Below are 20499 nucleotides of genomic sequence, written 5' to 3'. Positions count from 1 at the left end.
GTGTCGGCGCGGGGGCGCGGGGTTGGGTCGGGGGTCAGGTGGGGGTGGGGGGTGCCAGGGGGCGGTGGGGGTGTCGTAGGGCTGCTGGTAGTCGGGGTTGGCGATCGGGCGGGTGGCGAAGAACTGGTCCGGCAGGTCGAAGGCGTCGATCAGGGTGTCCGGGTGGTCGGCGAGTCGGCTGATGCTCTCCTCGATCAGGTCCGGGAGGGTGTCGAGTTGAGCGGTGGTCAGGTGCAGCGGGCCGCTGTGGGAGGCGATGCGCCGGAGGGTGAAGAGCTGGTGCAGGTCGAGCAGGGCGGTGCGGGTCGGCGCTTCGGTGGCGGTGTCGGCGAGGGCCAGCAGGGCGGTGGCGGCGCGGTGTTCGGCGTGTGCGTGGACCGCGGCGAGGGCGGCCGGTGCGGCGGCGTTCCATCGCCGCAGGCTGTCGCCGGAGGGCGCTTGCCGCAGTCGGGCGCGGGCGCGGGTCAGCAGCAGGTGTTCCGCCGTGTGCAGGAGCCGCTGGCGTACCGCCGGGTCGGTGAGCTCGCCCTCGGGGGCGGTGGTCGGCGGCGTGTCGTGGTCGAGCATCAGTTCGGCTGCTGTTTTGGCCCACAGCGCGAGGTTGTCCCCCTCGGCCGTGATCGTGCCCTCGATGTCGATGGCGGAGGTGACGATCCCGTTGACCGGGAGCAGCCCCTGGGCGCCGCAGCGTTCGCGGCACTCGGTGAGCAGCGCGCGGGCCTGCCAGGTGATCCAGCCCTTGGCGACGGCCGCCTCGCGTTCGGCGAGGGTGACGGCCGTCGGGTCGGTGCGGTCGTGCTCGGCCCACCGGGTCACCGCGGTCCGGTGCAGGGCGGTCATGGCGTAGGCGGTGGCGAGGCCCTCGACCAGTGGGCCGTGGTGGGTGCGGTGGGCCCAGAGCGGTACTTTGCGGTCCGGGCGGGAGCCGGTCACCTGGCGGTGGTGGGCGTAGCGGACGGCGATGGCCAGTGCTGCCCGGGTGACGCCGATGGCGCTGGCGCTCATGCAGAGTTTGCCCAGGGTGACCCGGCCGATACTGGTGAGGAATCGTTTCCTCTTGCTGCCGAGCAGGCTGGAGAAGACGCCGTCGTCGTCGAGTCGGCCGTGGGTACCGGTCAGCAGGGCCTCGCGGGGCAGCAGGACCTGGTCGAAGGAGGTCAGGCAGTGGTCCACCGGGCTGCCGGGGCGTTGCGGCAGGGGGCGTACGGTGACGCCGGGCAGGGTGCCCGCCTGGTCGGTGAGCGCGGTGAGGAAGAGGAAGATCCCGTGGTCGCGGCCCTCGATCAGCAGCCGCGCGGCGACCACCGCCGACTTCGGGCCACCGGCGGTGCTGGTGTTGGGCATGAACTTCTGCGCGCCGGCATGGGGGGTGTGCAGGGTGAAGGTGCGGTCGCTGCGGTCGTAGGTGGCGGTGGTCTCCAGAGCGGTGGCGTCGTTGCCGTGGCCCAGTTCGGTGCAGAGGAACGTGCCGATCCGCTCCATGGCGGTGAACTCGGCCAGCGGCCTCTTCTCGTGCGGGTCGTGGTCGAGCAGGCTGCCGAGGAAGAGGTTGTAGTGGATGCCGGACAGTACGGTGAGCGCGCCGTCCAGCGGTCCCGTCCATTCGTGCAGCGCGGTCAGCCGGTAGGGGTCGGCGGCCAGTTCGGCGGCGTCGGTCAGTTGGTTGACCAGCCGCAGCCGCTGGTAGGACGCGGCGATCTGGTCGGTGGTGCTCGTCTCGTACCGGCGGTGCATCTCCGGATCGGTGCTCAACGCCCGCCAGGTTCCGTGGACCCGCTCTCGGTCGGCACCGAACAGCAGGGCACGTAACTCGGCGGTGGTCGGGTCGATGGCCACGCTCGGAGCTTGGTCGGAGGCACTCCGGGTGCCAGGAGTCGCGATCATGTTCTGAGAATGAGCCAACCCCGGTTCCATGACACGCTGTTGTGACAGGTGTCACTATCCGTAATATTGTTCCATCGGCGGCTAGCGGGCGAGCCAGAAGGTCAGGCCTGCGGTGAGGGCGCCGACCACGGTACCGACCAGGGTCTGTGCGCGGGTGTGTTCCTCGACGGTGACCCGGCCCCAGGCGACGGCGGCCAGCAGCGCGGCGCCGAGCAGCCACCACAGGCTGAGGGCGATGGCGAGGACGGTGACCGCGCCGCCGAGGACGGCGGTGTGCACCGAGACCTTCCACCGGGTGGTGATCGCCATGATCGGGACCAGCGTCGCGAACATCGCGACCACCAGCGCGGTCATCGCGCGCGGCGCGCCCAGCCAGAGCATGGACAGGAAGCAGACGGCCACGCTGGCCATGATGAACGGGATGACCACCAGTCGCCGGTGGCGCTGGGTGACGTGGCGGTCGGTCCTGACCCCGTAGCGGATGAACAGGGTCGGCAGCACCGCCGCGAACAGGGTGGCGAACAGGGCCCAGCCGACGCCGCGCAGGCCGTCCAGGCCCGCGCCGAGGATCACCAGTACCGCCAATATGGTGTTCTTCGGGTCGACCCAGTCCGAGAGCCGCCGCCCCCAGCGCCGGCGGGCGTCGCGCGGGGCGGCCGACTCGACGGGGTCGGCGCTGGTCGTGGTGGTGCTGCTCACGTGGGGTCCTGTCGTCCTGTCGCGGTACGGCCCGGTCCCGTCCGGTCCTCGGGACGGCCTGGATCAGGTTAGCCAAGCGGACGCTGGGACCAGGGGGACTGGAGTAACGTTTCTGCATGTCGATCGAGGGGGAGTACGGGATGGAACTGGTCCAGATCCGGCTGATTGTCGAGGACTTCGGGGCGTGCTTCCGGTTCTACCGGGATGTGCTCGGGCTGAAGCCGCAGGTGGACGACGAGGCGGGGCCGTACGGGAAGCTGTCGCTGCCGGAGGGCGGCGCGGCGATCGCGCTGCAGAGCCGGGAGCACCTGGCGCGGAGCGCCCCGTGGCTGGCCGCGCGCGCCGCCGGGGACGGCTCGCTGATCGTGCTGAGGGTGGACGATCTGGACGCGGTGGCCGCCGAACTGTCCGCGCGCGGCGTGCGGTGGACGTCCGGTCCGGAGACGCAGTGGGAGCGGCTGCGGGTGGCGTACCTGCGCGATCCCGAGGGGAACCTGATCGAGTTCCAGCAGTGGCTGGCGCCCCGGCAGGCGTGACGCCGCTGCCCAGGGGCTTCGAACACCGGTACGCTCACAGCTGCCAAGTGTTGACCATCCACGCACAACCGGAGATGCCCCTTGCGCTCCGCCCGGCGGTTGCAGGTGATCCAGCACAGCATCGTCCGTGAAATGGCCTGCCTCGGGCGCGAGTTCGAAATCGACGGCAGCGTCGTGCGCGGCCCCGGGACGACCGCCGTGGCGATCCGCGAGCACGCCGACGACACCGGCGGCCATGTGGACCTCGGCTATGTGCTGCGGCTGGGCGACGGGACCGGTCCGGTGGTCTGGGACTGCACCGCCGGGCTCGGCCGGACCGAGGAGGAGCGGCTGACCAACGCCGTCCGGATGTGGCGGACCACCACGGCCTCGGCGATGGTGGAGCTGCTGGAGCGGCGCGGGCTGCACGGGGACCACTTCGTGCCCGGGGCCGCCGGCGGGGTGCCCGGGTGGCACGCGGTACAGGGACCGGCCTGCGTCTTCGGCTTCGCGAGCGGGCCGCTGGGCGACTGGCTCGCGGAGCACCAGCTGCTGCCGACGGTGACCGAGGAGATCCTGCCCATGGTGCGGGATCCGCTGGTCAACGGCGTGCGCTTCTTCTTCGGCGGCCGGAGCGGGGACGAGGTCGCGGAGGTACGGGTGAACGGCGAACCGGCGCCCGACGCCTCGGCGGCGCTGCGACGACTGCCCTGGCCCCGGGGCGAGCGGCTGGCCTGGGCCCGCTGCTTCGTCCTGCTGGCCGCCGACCCCGTGGCACTGGACGGGGTCGAGGGAAGGTCGGGGCCCGCCCTGAAGCAGGCGCGGGCCGGAGCGGGCGCGAGGCTGCTCCGGCGGTGGCTCCAGGCCTGACTGCGACGGGCCCGAACTGAAATGACGGGACGTCAGAACTGATCGGAGATCAGCACGCCTATTTGACGATGCCGTTGATGGTGTTGGCCACCTGGTCGATGAAGCTCTGCAGCGGAGCCGCTGCGGAGGTCTTCGCCAGGAAGAAGCCGAACAGGATAGCCAGGATCGAATAACCCAGCCTCATGCTCTTGTTCCTGATGAAGACGACCAGGAGGATGCCCAGTAGGACGACGGCGGAGACGGAGAAGGTTGTCACTCGGGTCCACTTCCTCGTTTGGGGCACGCTGAGGTCTGGGCCACCTGGTAGGCCGGTCCGCTGGGCCGTCGCTGCGGCACAGTGCCCCTCCTCCCCCTCGCCCGTCTCCCAGTGTCTCCGGAGTGAAGCACTCCGTAAAGCACTTCGGGATGACAGCTGCCCGAGGTGATCCAATTCAGCCGAGAATGGCCGAAGTACGCGTGAAGATCTCAAGGTGAATGCTACAAGTCACAGGCACCACAGGGCTATTCGCGCCAGATCAGAAGCAGCGCGCGGTCGTCGTTGAGATCCTTGGCCACGGACTCGATGAGCCGCCAGGCGGTGCCCGCGAAGGTCGAGCCCATGAGCCGGTCCGCCTCCCCCATCAACCGGTCCATGCCCTCGGCCAGATCGCGCCCGGGGACCTCCACCATCCCGTCGGTGCAGAGCATCAGCAGGTCGCCGTGGCGCAGCCGTCCGCGCAGGCCGTCGAACTTGGCGCCGTCGTAGATGCCCAGCAGCGGTCCCTCGGCCTCCTTGGTCTCCCAGTTGCCGTCGCCCATGGAGCGCTGCATGCCTGGTAGATGGCCCGCCGACAGCAGCTCGTACTCGCCGGTGTCCAGGTCCAGGACCAGGTGGACGGCGCTGGCGAAGCCCTCGTCCCACTCCTGCCGGAGCAGGTAGCCGTTGGCGGCCGGGAGGAAGTCGTGCGGCGGCAGCGAGCCGAGCAGGCCGCCGAAGGCGCCGGAGAGCAGCAGCGCGCGGGAGCCCGCGTCCATGCCCTTGCCGGAGACGTCGGCGAGCACCGCCTCCAGGACCCGCTTGTCCTCGCCGGTGCGGGAGGCCACCAGGAAGTCGCCGGAGAAGGACTGGCCGCCGGCCGGGCGCAGCGCCATCTCGGCGTGCCAGCCCTCGGGCAGCGCCGGGATCTGGCTCTGCACCTTGAGCCGTTCCCGCAGGTCGAACAGCATCGAGCCGCCGCCGCGCCAGGGCACGCCGACCCGGCTGCGGAGCTGGGCCAGCAGCAGGCCGCCCGCGCCGACCGCGCCGACGATCAGTACGTCGCCGGGCGTGACCCGACCCGGCCCGAGGCCGTTGTACGGACCGAGGACGGCCGACTCGACCCCGAGGGCGGTCGCGGCGACGGCGTACAGCAGCACCAGGCTGCCGGGGCGCAGCAGCAGGGCGGCGGTGAGGACGGGCAGGACCAGGGCGGTCGGCGGGCACCAGACCGGGACCAGCAGGGTGGTGAACGTGATCAACGGCACAAGGATCAGCAGTCCGACGAAGGGCAGCCAGTCGGAGGCGTCGCCGCGGAAGTAGTCGACGGCGGATCGGCGCAGTCTGCGGCGGGCCCGGTACAGCGCTCTGCGCCCCCGTGCCGCGAGTGGGTCCGGGGGTGGTGACCCGGGCGTTCCGCCTGACATGCTGGCTGACCTTACCGAGCCGACCGGCCACCCGTCGATGTCGTGCTGCCCGGCAGGGCGGTTACCGGCCTGCGCGGCGCCCTGGGCGCGGGCGCGGGTGGCGAGCTGTGCGGCGAGCCGGCCCGGGGCCGGCACCGTTCTCGTCCCCCATGTCAGAACCATCCCTGGTCTCCCCCGAAGCCATAGATCGTGGACCGTGCCGTGTGTGCCGTCCGTGCCGGGGCCGTACTCCCGTGGCAGGACAGTCGTTTCCGTGGCAGGACAGTACCGACTTGAACCGGTCTGCCGGGGTATTCATGGAAAATCACCGACTGCTTCTGGCGGCCGCCCGGTTTCCCGGACCCCCGGACCGGGGATGCAGTCAGGTCGGACCCGTGCCGGTGGGGGTCGGCGCGGGGCGTGGCCGGTGGCGGCGGCCTCGGCGGATGTGGTCGGCGGACGCGGTCCGAGGGGTGCCCGGGAGTGGCCGCGCGCGGGCGCACCGACAGGCGCGTCCGCGCGCGGGGAGCGTGTAAAAGATCTACGCGCCGGGGCGGCGGTGCGGGCGGCACGCGCCACCCGGCCGGGGCGGCACGCCGGGGGTGGTTCAGCGGATCCCGGGTGGTTCAGCGGGTCCCGGGGGGTTCAGCGGGTTCCGGGGGGCGCGGGCGGCTGGCAGCGCGGGCACCAGAACAGGTTGCGGGCGGCGTGCGTCTCGGTGCGGACCGGGGTGCCGCAGACCAGGCAGGCGCGGCCGGCGCGGCGGTAGACGTAGACCTCGCCGCCGTGGGCGTCCTGGCGCGGGGCGCGGCCCATGGCCTGCGGGGTGTGCTCGGGGCGGACGGTGTCGATCCAGCCGTCCCGCACCCCGTCGCGCATCAGGCCGCGCAGGTCGGCCCAGACCGCGTCCCACTCGGCCCGGGTCAGCTCGCGGCCCGGGCGGTGCGGGTCGATGCCCTGCCGGAACAGCACCTCGGCGCGGTAGATGTTGCCGACGCCGGAGAGCACCTTCTGGTCCATCAGCAGGGCGGCGACGGTGGTACCGCTGCGGCTGATCCGCTGCCAGGCCGGTTCTGACGAGTCGTCCGGGCGCAACGGGTCGGGGCCCAGCCGGTGCTGGACGTCCTTCTTCTCGAAGCCGCTGATCAGGGCGCAGGTGGTGGGGCCGCGCAGGTCGGCGTGGTGCTCGTCGGTGGCGATCCGGAGCCGGATCTGGCCGACCGGCGCGGGGGCCGGTCCGTCGCCGAAGCGGACCTTGCCGTACAGGCCGAGGTGGATGTGCACCCAGCCGACGCCCTCGAAGCCGAGGAAGAGGTTCTTGCCGTGCGCCTCGGCCGAGCCGAGTACCCGCCCGTCCAGCCGCAGCGCGGCCGGCGCGAACGGCCCCTGCGGGCTGCTGACGCGCACGGACTCGCCGCCGAACACCCGTTGGTATTCGGCGGCGAGTCGGTGGAGGGTGTGGCCTTCGGGCATCGGAAGGAGGCTCCGGTCAGCCCTGCGGGTGGTGGGCGGGGACCGGGGGCAGTTCGCCGGTGGTCTCGTACTCGCTGATCATGTCGATCCGGCGGATGTGCCGGGGGTCCTGCGAGAACGGGGTGTTGAGGAAGACCTCGACGAACTTGGTGGCCTCGTCCAGGCTGTGCATCCGCGCGCCGACGCTGATGACGTTGGCGTTGTTGTGCTCGCGGCCGAGCTCGGCCGTCTGGGTGCTCCAGGCCAGCGCCGCGCGGACGCCCTTGACCTTGTTGGCGGCGATGGCCTCGCCGTTGCCGGAGCCGCCGATGACGATGCCCAGCGCGTCGGCGTCGGCGGCGGTCCGCTCGGCGGCACGCAGGATGAACGGCGGGTAGTCGTCCACCGCGTCGTAGATGTGCGGGCCGCAGTCGACCGGCTCGTGTCCGGCGCTGGTCAGCCACTGGACCAGGTGCTGCTTCAGTTCGTATCCGGCATGGTCGGATCCCAGGTACACGCGCATGGTCGCCAGTGTGGCACGAGCGGCGCGCGGTCGGCGCGCCAGCCCTCGACCGCTTCGGCCGGGCGGGGCCGACCCGCGCCCGGGGCGGTCAGCCCTTGCGTCCGACGAGCTTCCAGGCGGCCGGGAGCAGCCCCATCGCCAGCGCGATCTTCAGCGCGTCGCCGACCAGGTACGGGTAGAGCCCGAGCGAGGCGGCCTTGGCCAGCGAGACGTGGACGCTGGCGGCGAGGTAGCTGACGCCGAAGGCGTAGATGGTGAGGTTGCCGAGCACCATCGCCCCGGCGGTGCGCAGCGGGCCGCGGTCGGCGCCGCGCCGGGCCAGCGCGCCGACCAGCGCGGCGGCGGCGACGAAGCCGATCACGTAGCCGAAGGTGGCGCCGAGGCCGGAGCTGCCCGCGGCGAACCAGGGCACCCCCGCCATCCCCGCGAGCAGGTACAGCGCCAGCGAGGCGACCCCGCGCCGGGCTCCGAGCGCGGTGCCGACCAGCAGCACGGCCAGGGTCTGGCCGGTCACCGGGACGGGCGAACCGGGGACCGGCAGCGATATCTGGGCGGCCAGGCCGGTGATCGCCGCGCCGCCGACGACCAGCGCCAGGTCGCGGGCCTGGGCTCGGGCCCGGGTGGAGGCCGGGAGCAGGTCGGCGAGGACAGTGCCGGGACGCGACGTGGCGGTGGCGAGGCTCATGGATCATCTCCGCGGGGCAGGGCGGGCCCGGCAGTGGGTGCCGGGAGCGGTGGGCGTGAACGTCTGTGAACCTATCCGCTGGGGCGGGCGGCGCGCGTATGGCATTCCCCACAAAAAGGCAGGCCACCGCCTGGGTAGAGCCCCCAGGCGATGGCCTGTCGGGGGTGGCTACTCGAAGCTGGGGCTCGCCGTGCGGGTGCGCTTGAGCTCGTAGAAGCCGGGGGTGGAGGCGACCAGCAGGGTGCCGTCCCAGAGCCGGGCGGCGGCCTCGCCGCGCGGGATCGGGGTGACCACCGGGCCGAAGAAGGCGACCCGCTCGCCGTCGGCGCCGGGGACGGCGATCACCGGGGTGCCGACGTCCTGGCCGACCAGGGTGATGCCCTCGGCGTGCGAGGCGCGCAGGGCCTCGTCGTACTCCTCCGACTCGGCCGCGTCGGCGAGTTCGACCGGCAGCCCGGCCTCGGTCAGCGCGGCCTCGAAGGTGGCCCGCTCGCGCGGCAGGGCCTCGTTGTGCAGCCGGGTGCCGAGGGCGGTGTAGAGCGCGCCGAGCACCTCGTCGCCGTGCTTCTGCGCGGCGGCGACGCAGATCCGGACCGGGCCCCAGGCCTCGGCCATCAGCTGCTGGTACTTCTCCGGCAGGTCGCGGCCCTCGTTGAGCACGGCCAGGCTCATCACGTGCCAGTGGACCTGGACCGGGCGCTGCTGCTCGACTTCGAGCATCCAGCGGGAGGTCATCCAGGCCCAGGGGCAGAGCGGGTCGAACCAGAAGTCGACCGGGGTCGGGGTGCTTGCGGTCGCGGCGGACATGGGTGCTCCTCGGAGTGCGCTGATGGCGGTGGGGTGGGTGCCTGGTGGTGGACGGGTACTGAGTGGCGGACGGTATTGGCGGTGGACGGGGACTGGCGGTGGACGTGGCGGAGTGGGCGTACGCACGCCGAGGGGTGCTCGGCGGCGCGGGCGGGGCCCGCCGTTAGCGGGAACATGGCCGGACCGCCGTCCATTCCCCGTCGGTCGGGGCGCCCGGGTCGGCCGCGCGCGGGGCTCACGCCGGGCGTGCGCATCCGGTGGGCGGTGTCGGCACCCCGTGAAAGGATGCGCGAGAACCAGTAGGTCAACGGTTCGACGTCCGGGCCCTCGCCGGATGGACGACACCGAGGTTAGGGAGTTGCGCAGTGCCCGGGAGCAATCTGACCCGCGACGAAGCCCGCGAGCGGGCCCGCATCCTCAGCGTGGACAGCTGTGAGGTCCACCTCGACCTCCGTTCCGCCGTTCGGCCGGTCGCGGACGGGGAGGGCGCCGGGCGCTTCGGCTCGCGTACCGTGCTGCGCTTCCGCTGCTCCGAGCCCGGCGCCGACAGCTTCGCCGACCTGCTCGCGCCCGCGGTGACCCGGGTGGTGCTGAACGGCGCCGAGCTCGACCCGGCGGTGGTGTTCGACGGCTCGCGGATCGCCCTGCCCGGGCTGGCCGGGACCAACGAGCTGCTGGTCGAGGCCGAGTGCGCGTACAGCCGTACGGGTGAGGGGCTGCACCGCTTCACCGACCCGGTCGACGGCGAGACCTACCTCTACACCCAGTACGAGCCCGCCGACGCGCGCCGGGTGTTCACCACCTTCGAGCAGCCCGACCTGAAGGCGCCGTACAGCTTCACCGTGACCGCGCCGACCGCCTGGGCGGTGTTCTCCAACTCCCCCGCCGGTGGCGACCCGGTCGCCGAGGGCTCCGCGCTGACCTGGAGCTTCGCCCCGACGCCGCGGATCTCCAGCTACATCACCGCGGTCGTCGCCGGCCCGTACCACGTCGCCCGGGACCACTACAGCCGACCGCTGCCGGACGGCCGCCGGCTGGAGATCCCGCTGGCCGCGATGTGCCGGGCCTCGCTGGCGCAGTACTTCGACTCGGACGAGATCTTCACCGTCACCAAGCAGGGCCTGGACTTCTTCCACGACGAGTTCGACTACCCGTACCCCTTCGGCAAGTACGACCAGGCGTTCGTGCCCGAGTACAACATCGGCGCGATGGAGAACCCGGGCCTGGTCACCTTCCGTGAGGAGTTCGTCTTCCGCTCCAAGGTGACCGACGCCGCCTACGAGTCCCGGGCCAACGTCATCCTGCACGAGATGGCGCACATGTGGTTCGGCGACCTGGTCACCATGCAGTGGTGGGACGACCTGTGGCTGAAGGAGTCGTTCGCGGACTTCATGGGCGCCTACTCGCAGGTCGCCGCGACCAGGTACGACGCCGCCTGGATCACCTTCGCCAACCGCCGCAAGGCCTGGGCCTACCGGCAGGACCAGCTGCCGACGACGCACCCGATCACCGCGGACATCCACGACCTGGAGGACGCCAAGCTCAACTTCGACGGCATCACCTACGCCAAGGGCGCGGCGGTGCTGAAGCAGTTGGTGGCGTACGTGGGCGCAGAGGCGTTCTTCGAGGGCGCGCGGCGGTACTTCAAGCGCCACGCGTTCGGCAACACCACCCTGGCCGACCTGCTGGCGGTACTGGCCGAGACCTCGGGCCGGGGCGCCGACGCCATGGCCGAGTGGTCCCGCGCCTGGCTGGAGACGGCCGGGGTGAACGTGCTGACGCCGCAGCTGGTGACCGACTCCGACGGCCGGATCACCTCGTTCGCGGTGCTCCAGGAGGCCGCCGGGAGCCACCCGGTGCTGCGGCCGCACCGGGTCGCGGTCGGCCTGTACGACCGCGACGACGAGGGCCGACTGGTCCGCACGCACAAGGTCGAGCTGGACGTCGCCGCCGCGCCGCGGACCGAGGCGCCCGAGCTGACCGGGCTGATCCGGCCCGCGCTGGTGCTGGTCAACGACGAGGACCTGACGTACTGCAAGGTCCGCTTCGACGAGTACTCGCTGGCGGCGCTGCGCGAGGGCCTGGGCGACCTGGACGATCCGCTCGCCCGGGCGCTGGCCTGGTCCGCGCTGTGGAACCTGACCCGCGACGGGCTGGTGCCCGCCCACGACTACCTGGCCCTGGTGCTGCGCTTCGCCGGGGGCGAGGGCAACATCGGCGTACTCCAGTCGCTGCACCAGCAGGCCGTGACCACGCTGGACATGTACGTCGCCCCGGAGCACCGCGCCGAGTGGGCGGCCCGGCTCGCCGAGGGCGCGCTGACCGAGCTCCGGGCCGCCGCGCCCGGCGGCGACCACCAGCTGGCCTGGGCCCGGTTCCTGGCCCAGACCGCGACCTCGGAGGCCGACCTGCGGCTGGTCTCGGCGCTGCTCGCGAGCACGGCCAGGATCGACGGCCTGATGGTCGACCAGGAGCTTCGCTGGTCGCTGCTGCACGCCCTGGCGGCGGGCGGCGCGGCCGGTCCGGACGCCCTCCGGGACGAGCTGGAGCGGGACGACACCGCCAGCGGCAAGCGACAGTTGACGGAGTGTCAGGCATCCCTGCCGACGGCCGAGGCCAAGGCCGAGACCTGGCGGCTGGTGGTCGACTCCGACGAGCTGCCGAACGCGCTGGTGGAGGCTCGGATCTCGGGCTTCCAGCAGGCCGGTCAGCGGGAGCTGGTCGCGCCCTACGCGGAGCGCTACTTCGAGGTGCTGGAGAAGGTCTGGGCGGAGCGCAGCATCGAGATCTCCATGCGGATCGTCAGCGGCCTGTTCCCGCGCCTGGTGACCACCTCGCAGACGCTGGAACGCACCGACGACTGGCTGGCCGAGCACCCGGACGCGGCCCCCGCGCTGCGGCGGCTGGTGCTGGAGTGCCGCGACGACCTCAACCGCGCACTGCGGGCGCAGGCGCGGGACGGCGCGGCCCGACCGTAGCCGCACGCCCCCTGACGCCGCGTCACTTCCGGTGACGCGGCGTCACCCCGGCCGTCCCGGTGCCCCCGGCTGCACCTACGATGGGCCCGATCACGGGCTGCCGAGGGATGGGATGTACGGGGGATGGCGGAGCAGATACCGGGACCGGGGGCTGCGGCGGGGCCAGGGCCGGACCAGTGGCCCACGCTCGGCGCGGGCCTCGGCGCGGGCCTGAACGCGGGACCGAGCGCGGGCCTCGGCGCGGGACCGAGCACGGGGTGGGCCGAAGGACCGGAGCCGGACGGCTACCGGCTGGCCGCGCCGCGGGCCGCGGCGGTCGCCGACGGGTACCCGCTGGCCGCGCCGCGAGTCGACGAGTATCCGCTGACGCCGCCACAGGCCGCTGACGGGTACGTGCTGGCGCCGCCGGTGAACCCCCCGGTGCCGCACGGCCCGTACCCCGCTTACCCGGCGTTCCCGCCGCCGATGCCGCCGATGCCCCCGGCACCGCCGACGACGCCGGTGACGGCGGCACCCGTGGTGCCGCCCAAGCGGCCGGGCGCCGGGGCGCGGCGGGCGGTCGGGGTCGGGGCGATCGCGGCGCTGGTGGTGGCCGCCGCCGCAGGGGTGACCGCGCTGGTGGTCAGCGGCGGGGGCGGCAGCGGCAGCCCGTCCGGCGGCGGCACCGCCACACCGGTCGCCTCCGGGCTGCGGCAGCTCAAGCAGGCCTGGGTGGTGCCGAACAGCGCGGGCCAGGCCGACACCCATCTGTACGGCGGCTGGGTCACCGGCTCGTACGCCATCCGGGTGGACCAGAGCGGGGTGACCGCCTACCGCCTCGGCAACGGCGGCCGGGCCTGGCGGGCGGCCATGCCGAAGGGCGACCAGCCCTGCGCCATGTCCCCCACGCTCTCGGCCGGGGGCGTCGCCACGGTGGGGTTCGGCGGCGCCTCCGAGTGCCAGGTGCTGATCGGGCTGGACACCGCGACCGGGCGGACGCTGTGGACCCGCCCGCTCACGAAGCCCGGCGACACCCTCGGGGTCTTCGCCCAGACCTACGTCCAGGGCTCGGTGGCGACGCTGATCAGCCCCGCGCTGATCACCGGACTGGACGTCAGCACCGGCAAGCCGGTGTGGACCTACCACCCCCGGGGCCAGTTCTGCGACGTCTACCCCAACGGGACCACCGGCGCGGTGCTGGTCAGCGACTTCTGCGCGGCCGCGAACCCCGGCTACAGCCTGACCTCGCTCAACCCGCTGACCGGCAGGACCGAGTGGAGCCGCAGCGAGACCGGCGACATCAACTTCGGCAGCGTGCTGTCCGGCCACCCGCTGGCGGCGACGGTGGAGTCCGGCGCCGGGGAGAAGCCCTACCTCTTCGACAGCGGCGGGGGCGCCAAGCCGATCAACACCCCCTCCGGGACGGCGACCACGCCGGACGCCTTCGACGACTCGACGCCCGCCCAGGTCGTCGGCGGGAACCTGGTCGCCCAGAGCGCCGGTGAGATCGGCGGCCAGGACGCGACCGGCGGCATGATCGACGCCTTCGCCACCGCCACCGGCGACCGCGCGTGGTCGTACAGCGGCGAAGGCGGTTACGGCGCGCAGCTGTTGGCGCCCGTCGCCGACGGCAGCCTGAACGCGCTGTCGACCGGCGCCATCCTCGGGACGCCGGAGCTGGTCCGGCTGAACCCGGCGACCGGCAGGTCCACCGTGCTGGCGGCGGTGTCCGTCGGCACGTCCTGGGACGTCAGCACCGACCAGCTGTTCACCGCCCCGGGCGGCGGCCTGGTGGTGTTCGGCACGATGAACGACCCCGCCGTGGGCCTGTTCCGCTGATCCCGGCCCTCGGGTGACCGGCCCTCGGGTGACCGGCCCTCGGGTGACCGGCCCTCGGGTGACCGGCCCTCGGGTGACCGGCCCTCGGGTGACCGGCCGTCGGGTGACCGGCCGTCGCCCGAGGGCCGACCCGTACGATGTCCCGCGAACATGACGGCCGACCGCACGTCGTCCAACTCGACCCGGCCACCGGCAAGTCCACCGTCACCGGCACCCTGACGTCGACCTCTACCGCTGACCGCTCGGCCCGCCGCCGCCCGGCAGCAGCGGCGGCAGGGCCAGCAGCCAGGCGGCGGCCTCGTCGGTGATCCGGGCCAGCTGCTCCTCCGCGGTGAGCGGGGCGGACTTGGGCGCGGCGAACGAGTGGTCGCCCTGCGCGAGGCCGAGCAGCCGGTGGGTCGGCGGCAGCGCCGGGAACTCGGCGGGCCTGCCGAAGGGGTCCTTCGCGCCCTGGACCACCAGCGTCGGCCGGTCCGTCGCCAGCAGCTCCCCGGCCCGGCTGCGCTCCGGACGGCCCGGCGGGTGCAGCGGGAAGGCCAGCGCCAGCACGGCCACCGCGCCGCAGTCGGCGGCGGTGCGGCAGGCCACCCGCGCACCCGCGCTGCGCCCGCCGACCACCAACGGCAGCGGGTGGTCCGTGGTGAGCCGGTCCACCACCGGCAGCCAGCCCGCGTCCAGGGTCTTCGGCGCGGGCGCGACCTTGCGTCCGGCCACCCGCCAGGGCTGCTCCACCAGCGCCACGGTGATCCCCCGCTCCGGCAGCGCGGCGGCCAGCGCCCGCAGGTCGGCGGCCTCGATGCCGCCGCCCGCGCCGTGGCCGAGGGCGAGCAGCGCCCGGGCCGGGCCGAGCGCCGGGGAGACGGTGGCGGCGGCCTCGCCGACCGGGGTGGGGATCAGGATGCGCATGGGGACGACCCTATGCGGCCGGCGGCCTCGGGTGGCAACGGCTCGGCCAACCGTGCGACGTGGGAAGATGCCGGGAAGCTGAGAGAACCTGACGAAGGAGTCACGCAGCGTGCCTGGCACCAATCTGACCCGTGAGGAGGCCCGTACCCGGGCCAGCCTCCTCACTGTGGACGCTTACACGATCGAGCTCGACCTGAGCAACGCAGCCGAGGGTGGGACCTTCCGGTCCACCACCGTGGTCCGTTTCACGGCCACCGCTCCCGGAGCGTCCACGTTCATCGACCTGGTCGCGCCGACCGTGCGCGAGGTCGTCCTGAACGGAACGGCGCTCGACCCGAGCGAGGTCTTCGCCGACAGCCGGATCGCGCTGCCGTCGCTGGCGGCCGAGAACGAGCTGCGCGTGGTCGCCGACTGCGCCTACAGCAACACCGGCGAGGGGCTGCACCGGTTCACCGACCCGGTCGACCAGCAGACCTACCTCTACACCCAGTTCGAGGTCCCGGACGCGCGGCGGGTGTTCGCGTCGTTCGAGCAGCCGGACCTCAAGGCCTCGTTCACCTTCACCGTGACCGCTCCCAGCGGCTGGAAGGTGATCAGCAACGAGGTCTCGCCGGAGCCCGAGGCGGGCCCGGTCGAGGGCACCGAGGTGCACCGGTTCCCGGCGACGCCGCGGATCTCCAGCTACATCACCGCGCTGATCGCCGGTCCCTACACCGGCGTCTTCGACGAGTACACCGACCCGGCCGACGGCCGGAAGGTGCCGCTGGGCATCTACTGCCGCCCCTCGCTGGCGGAACACCTGGACGCGGAGGCCCTGTTCGAGGTCACCAAGCAGGGATTCGACTACTTCCAGGAGAAGTTCGACACCCGCTACCCGTTCAGCAAGTACGACCAGCTGTTCGTGCCCGAGTTCAACGCGGGCGCGATGGAGAACGCGGGCGCGGTCACCATCCGCGACCAGTACGTGTTCCGCTCCAAGGTCACCGACGCCGCGTACGAGGTGCGCGCCGAGACGGTGCTGCACGAGCTGGCGCACATGTGGTTCGGCGACCTGGTCACCATGGAGTGGTGGAACGACCTCTGGCTGAACGAGTCGTTCGCGACCTTCACCAGCATCCTGTGCCAGTCCGAGGCCCCCGGCAGCCGCTGGCCGCACGCCTGGACCACCTTCGCCAACTCCATGAAGACCTGGGCGTACCGGCAGGACCAGCTGCCGTCCACGCACCCGATCATGGCGGAGATCAACGACCTGGAGGACGTCCAGGTCAACTTCGACGGCATCACCTACGCCAAGGGCGCCTCGGTGCTCAAGCAGCTGGTGGCGTACGTCGGCCAGGACGCCTTCTTCGCGGGCGTGCAGACCTACATGAAGCGCCACGCCTGGGGCAACACCCGGCTCGCCGACCTGCTCGGCGCGCTGGAGGAGACCTCGGGCCGCGACCTGAAGGCCTGGTCCACGGCCTGGCTGGAGACCGCCGGGATCAACGTGCTGCGGCCGGAGCTGGAGGTGGACGCCGACGGCGTGCTGACCTCGCTGGCCGTCCGCCAGGAGGCCCCCGCGCTGCCCGCCGGGGCCAAGGGCGAGGCCGTGCTGCGCCCGCACCGGATCGCCATCGGCATGTACGACCTGGACGGCAGCGGCGCGCTGGTGCGCACCGAGCGGATCGAGCTGGACGTCGACGGCGAGCTGACCGAGGTGCCGCTGCCCGCGGGGCGCAAGCGCCCGGCGGTGGTGCTGCTGAACGACGACGACCTGTCGTACGCCAAGGTCCGGCTGGACGCCGAGTCGCTGGCCAACGTCACCGCGCACATCGCCGACTTCACCGAGTCGCTGCCGCGCGCCCTGTGCTGGGCCTCGGCCTGGGACATGACCCGCGACGGCGAGCTGGCCGCGCGCGACTACCTGGCGCTGGTGCTCAGCGGCGTCGGCCGGGAGTCCGACATCGGCGTGGTCCAGTCGCTGCAGCAGCAGGCCCGGCTGGCGGTCAACCTGTACGCGGACCCGGCCTGGCGGCCGGAGGGCCTGACCCGGTTCGCCGACGCCGCGCTGGAGCTGCTGCACGCCGCCGCTCCCGGCAGCGACCACCAGCTGGCCTGGGCCCGGTCGTTCGCCGCGGCCGCCCGCAGCGAGGCGCACCTGGCGGTGCTCAGCGGGCTGCTCGACGGCAGCGTGACCATCCCCGGCCTGGCCGTGGACACGGAGCTGCGCTGGGTCCTGCTGGGACGGCTGTCCGCGACCGGGGTCGCCGACGAGGCGGCGGTCGTGGCCGAGCTGGAGCGGGACAACACCGCCGCCGGGCAGCAGCACGCGGCGACCTGCCGGGCGGCCCGCCCGACGGTGGAGGCCAAGGCGGCCACCTGGGCGGCGGTGGTGGAGGCGGAGACGCTGACCAACACCGTCCAGGAGGCGGCCATCGCCGGTTTCGTCCAGCTGGACCAGCGCGAGCTGCTCGCCCCGTGGACGGCGAAGTACTTCGCCGCGATCAAGGGCATCTTCGAGGAGCGCTCGCACGAGATGGGCCAGCAGATCATCGTCGGCCTGTACCCGTCGTTCCAGGTCTCGCAGGAGACCCTGGACACCACCGACGCCTGGCTGGCGTCCGCCGAACCGGCCCCGGCGCTGCGGCGCATGGTGGTCGAGGCGCGCGCCGGTGTGGAGCGCGCGCTGCGCGCCCAGGAAGCCGACCGCGCGGCGGGCCGGCGCGGCTGACCGGCCCGGGCACACGGCAGCCCCCGTCGCTCCCGGCCGGGAGGGACGGGGGCTGCTCCGTCTCTGGTCGGATCTCCTCGAAGATCCTCTCTGCCTTCTTGAGGATCCTCCTTCTTGAGGATCCTCCGGAAGTCAGATCTTCTTGTCGGGCTTGGTGAGCGCGAAGACCAGGCCCGCGATGATGACGAAGAGCGCCAGCGGGCAGCCGACATAGAGGCCGATGGATTCGGCGACGGTGAGCCCGGCCAGCTGTACGTCAGCCGCCGGGGCGGCGGCGAACGACGGGGCAGTCATGAGGAGCAGCGTGAGCGCGGTGCCAGCGGCTACGGCGCCGGCGCGCAGGGAGTTTCGAGTCATCACTCCCCCACGGTAGAGGCCCGCCCCGGGACGCCGCGCGGCGGGGTGGACCCTTTGGGTGGCCCTTTACCTTCCGGTAGCCGCTCCGGGCGTCCCGCTCGGACCGCCCGACTGGGGGTCGCGCGGCAGTTCGTCCATCAGTGCGGTCAGCTCCGCCGTTCGGGGGGACGCGGTCAGGTGTTCGAGGTCAGTGGGGTGTCCCTCGGCGTCGGCGACCGGCAAGCGCCAGTTCGGGTACTCGCTGGACGTCCCCGGCAGGTTCTGCGGGCGCGGGTCGCCCAGGGTGTCCGGCAGCCAGACGCCGACCAGCCGGGCCGGGGTCCGCAGCAGGTAGCGGTGCAGCGCGGCGACGGCCTCCGGCAGGCTGCCGCCGGGGGCGTCCGGGACCGCCGCCTCCTCCGCCGGGGTCAGGTCGGTGGCCGGGCCCTCGCCGTACGGGGGCAGCGCCAGCAGGCCCTCGCGGGACAGCTCGCCCAGCCACTCCTCGCGGTCGGCGTCCGCCTCGGCCTGCTCCTCCGCCAGCGGGCGGCTGAGCAGCCCCAGCCGGTACCGCAGGTCCACGTGCTCGCCGCTGAGCCGGGCGGCGGTGCTGGGCAGGTCGTGCGTGGTCAGCGTGGCCAGGCAGCCCTCCCGCCAGCGCTCCGGCGGCAGCGGCCCGCCGCCCCCGCCGCCGTAGTCCCGTTCGAACCAGAGCACCGAGGTACCCAGGATCCCGCGTTCGGCCAGCTCCTCGCGGACGCCGGGCTCGACCGTGCCCAGGTCCTCGCCGATGACGGCGGTCCCGGCCCGGTGTGCCTCCAGCGCGAGCACGCCCAGCATCGCCTCGTGGTCGTAGCGGACGTACGCGCCCTCCGTCGGCGGGCGGCCCTCGGGCACCCACCAGAGCCGGAACAGGCCCATCACGTGGTCGATCCGCAGCGCGCCCGCGTGCCGCAGCGCGCCGCGCAGCAGGTCGGCGTACGGGGCGTAGCCGGCGGCGGCCAGGGCGTCCGGGCGCCACGGCGGCAGGCCCCAGTCCTGACCGTGGGCGTTGAAGGCGTCCGGCGGGGCGCCCACCGAGATGCCCCCGGCCAGGAAGCCCTGCCAGGCCCAGGCGTCGGCGCCCTCCGGGTGCACGCCCACGGCCAGGTCGTGGACCAGGCCGACGGCCATGCCCGCGCCGCGCGCCGCCTCCCCGGCGGCGGCCAGCTGGTCGTCCACCAGCCAGGCCAGCCAGCGGTGGAACTCGACCCGCTGCCGCAGCCCGTCGCTCCCGGCGGCGTGGCGGACGGCCGCGCTGCCGGGGTCGCGCAGCCCGGTCGGCCAGGAGCGCCAGGCCGGTCCGTGCGCCTCGGCGAGGGCGCACCAGGTGGCGTAGTCGTCCAGGGTGCGCCCCTCGCGGCGCAGGAACGCCTGGTACGCGGCCTCCCGCCCGGGGCCGCGCGGGACGGCGTGCAGCAGGCCCAGGGCCTCGCGCTTGAGCTCCCAGACCGCGTCCCGGTCGATCAGGCCGTCGTGCAGCAGCACCGCGTCCCGCAGCGCCGCGCCGCTCCTGGCCAGCCGCTGGACCTGCTCGCGGGCGGCGGGGTCGAGGTAGGGGAACTCCGGCACGGCCTCCACCCGCAGGTGCACCGGGTCGGCGAAGCGGCGCGAGGACGGGCGGTAGGGCGAGGGGTCGGCCGGGTAGCCGCCCTCGCCGGGGCGAGCCGCGTGCAGCGGGTTGACCTGGACGAAGTCCGCGCCGTGGGCCTGCCCGGCCCACTGCGCCAGCTCGCTGAGGTCGCCCAGGTCGCCCATGCCCCAGGAGCGCTGCGACAGCACCGAGTACAGCTGCGCCAGGAAGCCCCAGCCGCGCCGCTCCGGGTACGGCACCCGGCTCGGGGCGACGATCAGCGGCGCGGCCGAGGCGCGGTCGCGGGTCCGGGCGCACAGGGTGTGCCGGCCGACCGGCAGGTCCCCCGGCAGTCGGCCGCCGTGGACGCCGCGCACCGGACCGCCGGAGGGAACCCCCTCCAGCTCCACCCAGACCTCGGCGGCGGCCGGCACACCGTGGTCGGCGGCCAGGTCGACCCCCCGCCCGCTGCGGGTGACCAGGCAGTGCGGCAGCAGCCGGGCGGCCTCCGCCTGCCGGTGCCGTTCCAGCGCCGCGCGCGCCGCCTGCTCGGTGGAGGCGTCGGCGCCGAGCGCCGCCAGTACCGCGACCAGCGTGTCCGGCGGCACCGGCACCGGCCCGTCCGGCGTGTCCCGCACGGTGTCGACCCCGTGCGCCCGGGCCAGCTCCGCCCTCGCGTCGGAACCTGGCTGCGACGGGGCGGACGGACGGGCGGCTGTGGCCACGGGACGGCTCCTCGACGCTACGGCGGGCAGGGCAGGACACGGACGGGCGGTGCTCATGCCCGGCTTGGCTCCTACCCGCCGACAGGGGGGTGCGACACCGGCCGTTGGAGTGATCGTCCGGAGTGATCGTCGCCCGCCCCGGCGGCGGGCCGGACCGTGGGCCCGCACCAGCCCGCCGAACGACGCCGCCGAGCACCCCCACGGGAGATCCGTCACGCAAGCGGACATAAGGCCCGGAGCACCCCCGCTCGTTGACAGTGGACATACCTCTCTGGTGGGCTGGCACCGCAGCAGTAGCCTGCCGGCTTGTTCAACGGGCGGGCAACGCAGGGCAATCG

At 73.5% G+C, this 20499-nt stretch carries 15 protein-coding genes and 1 pseudogene; 5 read left to right on the top strand and 11 right to left on the bottom strand.

Annotated features, from left to right (window positions below):
• Nucleotides 1-132: 132 nt before the first annotated feature.
• A pseudogene (locus tag GXP74_RS40135) lies at nucleotides 133-567 on the bottom strand (acyl-CoA dehydrogenase); the annotation flags it as partial.
• A gap of 1398 nt (nucleotides 568-1965) precedes the next feature.
• Complete coding sequence (locus GXP74_RS07610) at nucleotides 1966-2583, bottom strand: hypothetical protein (RefSeq protein WP_225447782.1); 618 nt, start codon at nucleotides 2581-2583, stop codon at nucleotides 1966-1968.
• Nucleotides 2584-2723: 140 nt separating this feature from the next.
• Between GXP74_RS07610 and GXP74_RS07605 the strand changes: the two genes are divergently transcribed.
• Both GXP74_RS07605 and GXP74_RS07600 read left to right on the top strand, forming a co-directional pair.
• Nucleotides 2724-3119 carry a VOC family protein gene (locus tag GXP74_RS07605; protein ID WP_182456252.1) on the top strand — a complete coding sequence of 132 codons (396 nt, stop codon included), beginning with the start codon at nucleotides 2724-2726 and terminating at the stop codon, nucleotides 3117-3119.
• A gap of 81 nt (nucleotides 3120-3200) precedes the next feature.
• The gene (locus tag GXP74_RS07600) at nucleotides 3201-3968 is read left to right on the top strand and encodes a DUF6348 family protein (protein ID WP_182450631.1); all 768 of its coding nucleotides are present in this window, start codon (nucleotides 3201-3203) and stop codon (nucleotides 3966-3968) included.
• A gap of 58 nt (nucleotides 3969-4026) precedes the next feature.
• Here the strand turns inward: GXP74_RS07600 and GXP74_RS07595 are convergent, their stop codons facing one another.
• The 6 genes from GXP74_RS07595 to GXP74_RS07570 all read right to left on the bottom strand — a co-directional run bounded on the left by GXP74_RS07595 (nucleotide 4027) and on the right by GXP74_RS07570 (nucleotide 9076).
• Nucleotides 4027-4224, bottom strand: a complete 198-nt coding sequence (locus GXP74_RS07595) for a hypothetical protein (RefSeq protein ID WP_182450630.1) — start codon at nucleotides 4222-4224, stop codon at nucleotides 4027-4029.
• Nucleotides 4225-4469: 245 nt separating this feature from the next.
• Nucleotides 4470-5630: a PP2C family protein-serine/threonine phosphatase gene (locus GXP74_RS07590; RefSeq protein WP_182450629.1), complete on the bottom strand. Its 1161-nt coding sequence runs from the start codon at nucleotides 5628-5630 to the stop codon at nucleotides 4470-4472.
• A gap of 624 nt (nucleotides 5631-6254) precedes the next feature.
• Entirely contained in the window at nucleotides 6255-7082 is an 828-nt protein-coding gene (locus tag GXP74_RS07585; protein ID WP_182450628.1) for an Fpg/Nei family DNA glycosylase, read from the bottom strand.
• 16 nt (nucleotides 7083-7098) lie between these two features.
• Nucleotides 7099-7584 (bottom strand): ribose-5-phosphate isomerase, encoded by a 486-nt coding sequence (locus GXP74_RS07580; protein WP_182450627.1) that lies wholly within the window; start codon nucleotides 7582-7584, stop codon nucleotides 7099-7101.
• A gap of 88 nt (nucleotides 7585-7672) precedes the next feature.
• Complete coding sequence (locus GXP74_RS07575) at nucleotides 7673-8269, bottom strand: biotin transporter BioY (RefSeq protein WP_182450626.1); 597 nt, start codon at nucleotides 8267-8269, stop codon at nucleotides 7673-7675.
• Between the two features lie 168 nt (nucleotides 8270-8437).
• Nucleotides 8438-9076 (bottom strand): DsbA family protein, encoded by a 639-nt coding sequence (locus tag GXP74_RS07570; RefSeq protein ID WP_182450625.1) that lies wholly within the window; start codon nucleotides 9074-9076, stop codon nucleotides 8438-8440.
• A 365-nt stretch (nucleotides 9077-9441) separates the two neighbouring features.
• Here GXP74_RS07570 and pepN (GXP74_RS07565) point away from each other — a divergent pair, with 365 nt between their 5' ends.
• Both pepN (GXP74_RS07565) and GXP74_RS07560 read left to right on the top strand, forming a co-directional pair.
• Entirely contained in the window at nucleotides 9442-12054 is a 2613-nt protein-coding gene (pepN, locus tag GXP74_RS07565) for an aminopeptidase N (RefSeq protein WP_182450624.1), read from the top strand.
• Between the two features lie 123 nt (nucleotides 12055-12177).
• Nucleotides 12178-13872: a PQQ-binding-like beta-propeller repeat protein gene (locus GXP74_RS07560; protein ID WP_182450623.1), complete on the top strand. Its 1695-nt coding sequence runs from the start codon at nucleotides 12178-12180 to the stop codon at nucleotides 13870-13872.
• Nucleotides 13873-14100: 228 nt separating this feature from the next.
• Here GXP74_RS07560 and GXP74_RS07555 read toward each other — a convergent pair whose 3' ends face one another.
• On the bottom strand, nucleotides 14101-14778 hold the full coding sequence (locus tag GXP74_RS07555) for an alpha/beta family hydrolase (RefSeq protein WP_182450622.1): 678 nt from the start codon (nucleotides 14776-14778) through the stop codon (nucleotides 14101-14103).
• Nucleotides 14779-14887: 109 nt separating this feature from the next.
• Between GXP74_RS07555 and pepN (GXP74_RS07550) the strand changes: the two genes are divergently transcribed.
• Nucleotides 14888-17488 (top strand): aminopeptidase N, encoded by a 2601-nt coding sequence (gene pepN, locus GXP74_RS07550; RefSeq protein ID WP_182450621.1) that lies wholly within the window; start codon nucleotides 14888-14890, stop codon nucleotides 17486-17488.
• A 132-nt stretch (nucleotides 17489-17620) separates the two neighbouring features.
• On the opposite strand, the gene GXP74_RS07545 is transcribed toward pepN (GXP74_RS07550), so the two are convergent.
• On the bottom strand, nucleotides 17621-17782 hold the full coding sequence (locus tag GXP74_RS07545; protein ID WP_370468393.1) for a hypothetical protein: 162 nt from the start codon (nucleotides 17780-17782) through the stop codon (nucleotides 17621-17623).
• A gap of 129 nt (nucleotides 17783-17911) precedes the next feature.
• Complete coding sequence (gene malQ / locus GXP74_RS07540) at nucleotides 17912-20218, bottom strand: 4-alpha-glucanotransferase (RefSeq protein ID WP_182450619.1); 2307 nt, start codon at nucleotides 20216-20218, stop codon at nucleotides 17912-17914.
• Between the last annotated feature and the right edge of the window lie 281 nt (nucleotides 20219-20499).

The organism is Streptacidiphilus sp. P02-A3a (assembly GCF_014084105.1).
Lineage (GTDB): Bacteria > Actinomycetota > Actinomycetes > Streptomycetales > Streptomycetaceae > Streptacidiphilus.
Note: the sequence above shows the minus strand (reverse complement) of the source record. Positions and strands in the feature narration are given on the sequence as shown.

Bases quoted from the DNA above. Each gene is read 5' to 3' on its own strand.
- GXP74_RS07545 (WP_370468393.1), bottom strand. From the start codon at position 17,782: ATGACTGCCCCGTCGTTCGCCGCCGCCCCGGCGGCTGACGTACAGCTG.
- GXP74_RS07555 (WP_182450622.1), bottom strand. From the start codon at position 14,778: ATGCGCATCCTGATCCCCACCCCGGTCGGCGAGGCCGCCGCCACCGTC.
- GXP74_RS07605 (WP_182456252.1), top strand. From the start codon at position 2,724: ATGGAACTGGTCCAGATCCGGCTGATTGTCGAGGACTTCGGGGCGTGC.
- GXP74_RS07580 (WP_182450627.1), bottom strand. From the start codon at position 7,584: ATGCGCGTGTACCTGGGATCCGACCATGCCGGATACGAACTGAAGCAG.
- GXP74_RS07585 (WP_182450628.1), bottom strand. From the start codon at position 7,082: ATGCCCGAAGGCCACACCCTCCACCGACTCGCCGCCGAATACCAACGG.
- malQ (WP_182450619.1), bottom strand. From the start codon at position 20,218: ATGAGCACCGCCCGTCCGTGTCCTGCCCTGCCCGCCGTAGCGTCGAGG.
- GXP74_RS07570 (WP_182450625.1), bottom strand. From the start codon at position 9,076: ATGTCCGCCGCGACCGCAAGCACCCCGACCCCGGTCGACTTCTGGTTC.
- GXP74_RS07575 (WP_182450626.1), bottom strand. From the start codon at position 8,269: ATGAGCCTCGCCACCGCCACGTCGCGTCCCGGCACTGTCCTCGCCGAC.
- GXP74_RS07560 (WP_182450623.1), top strand. From the start codon at position 12,178: ATGGCGGAGCAGATACCGGGACCGGGGGCTGCGGCGGGGCCAGGGCCG.
- GXP74_RS07590 (WP_182450629.1), bottom strand. From the start codon at position 5,630: ATGTCAGGCGGAACGCCCGGGTCACCACCCCCGGACCCACTCGCGGCA.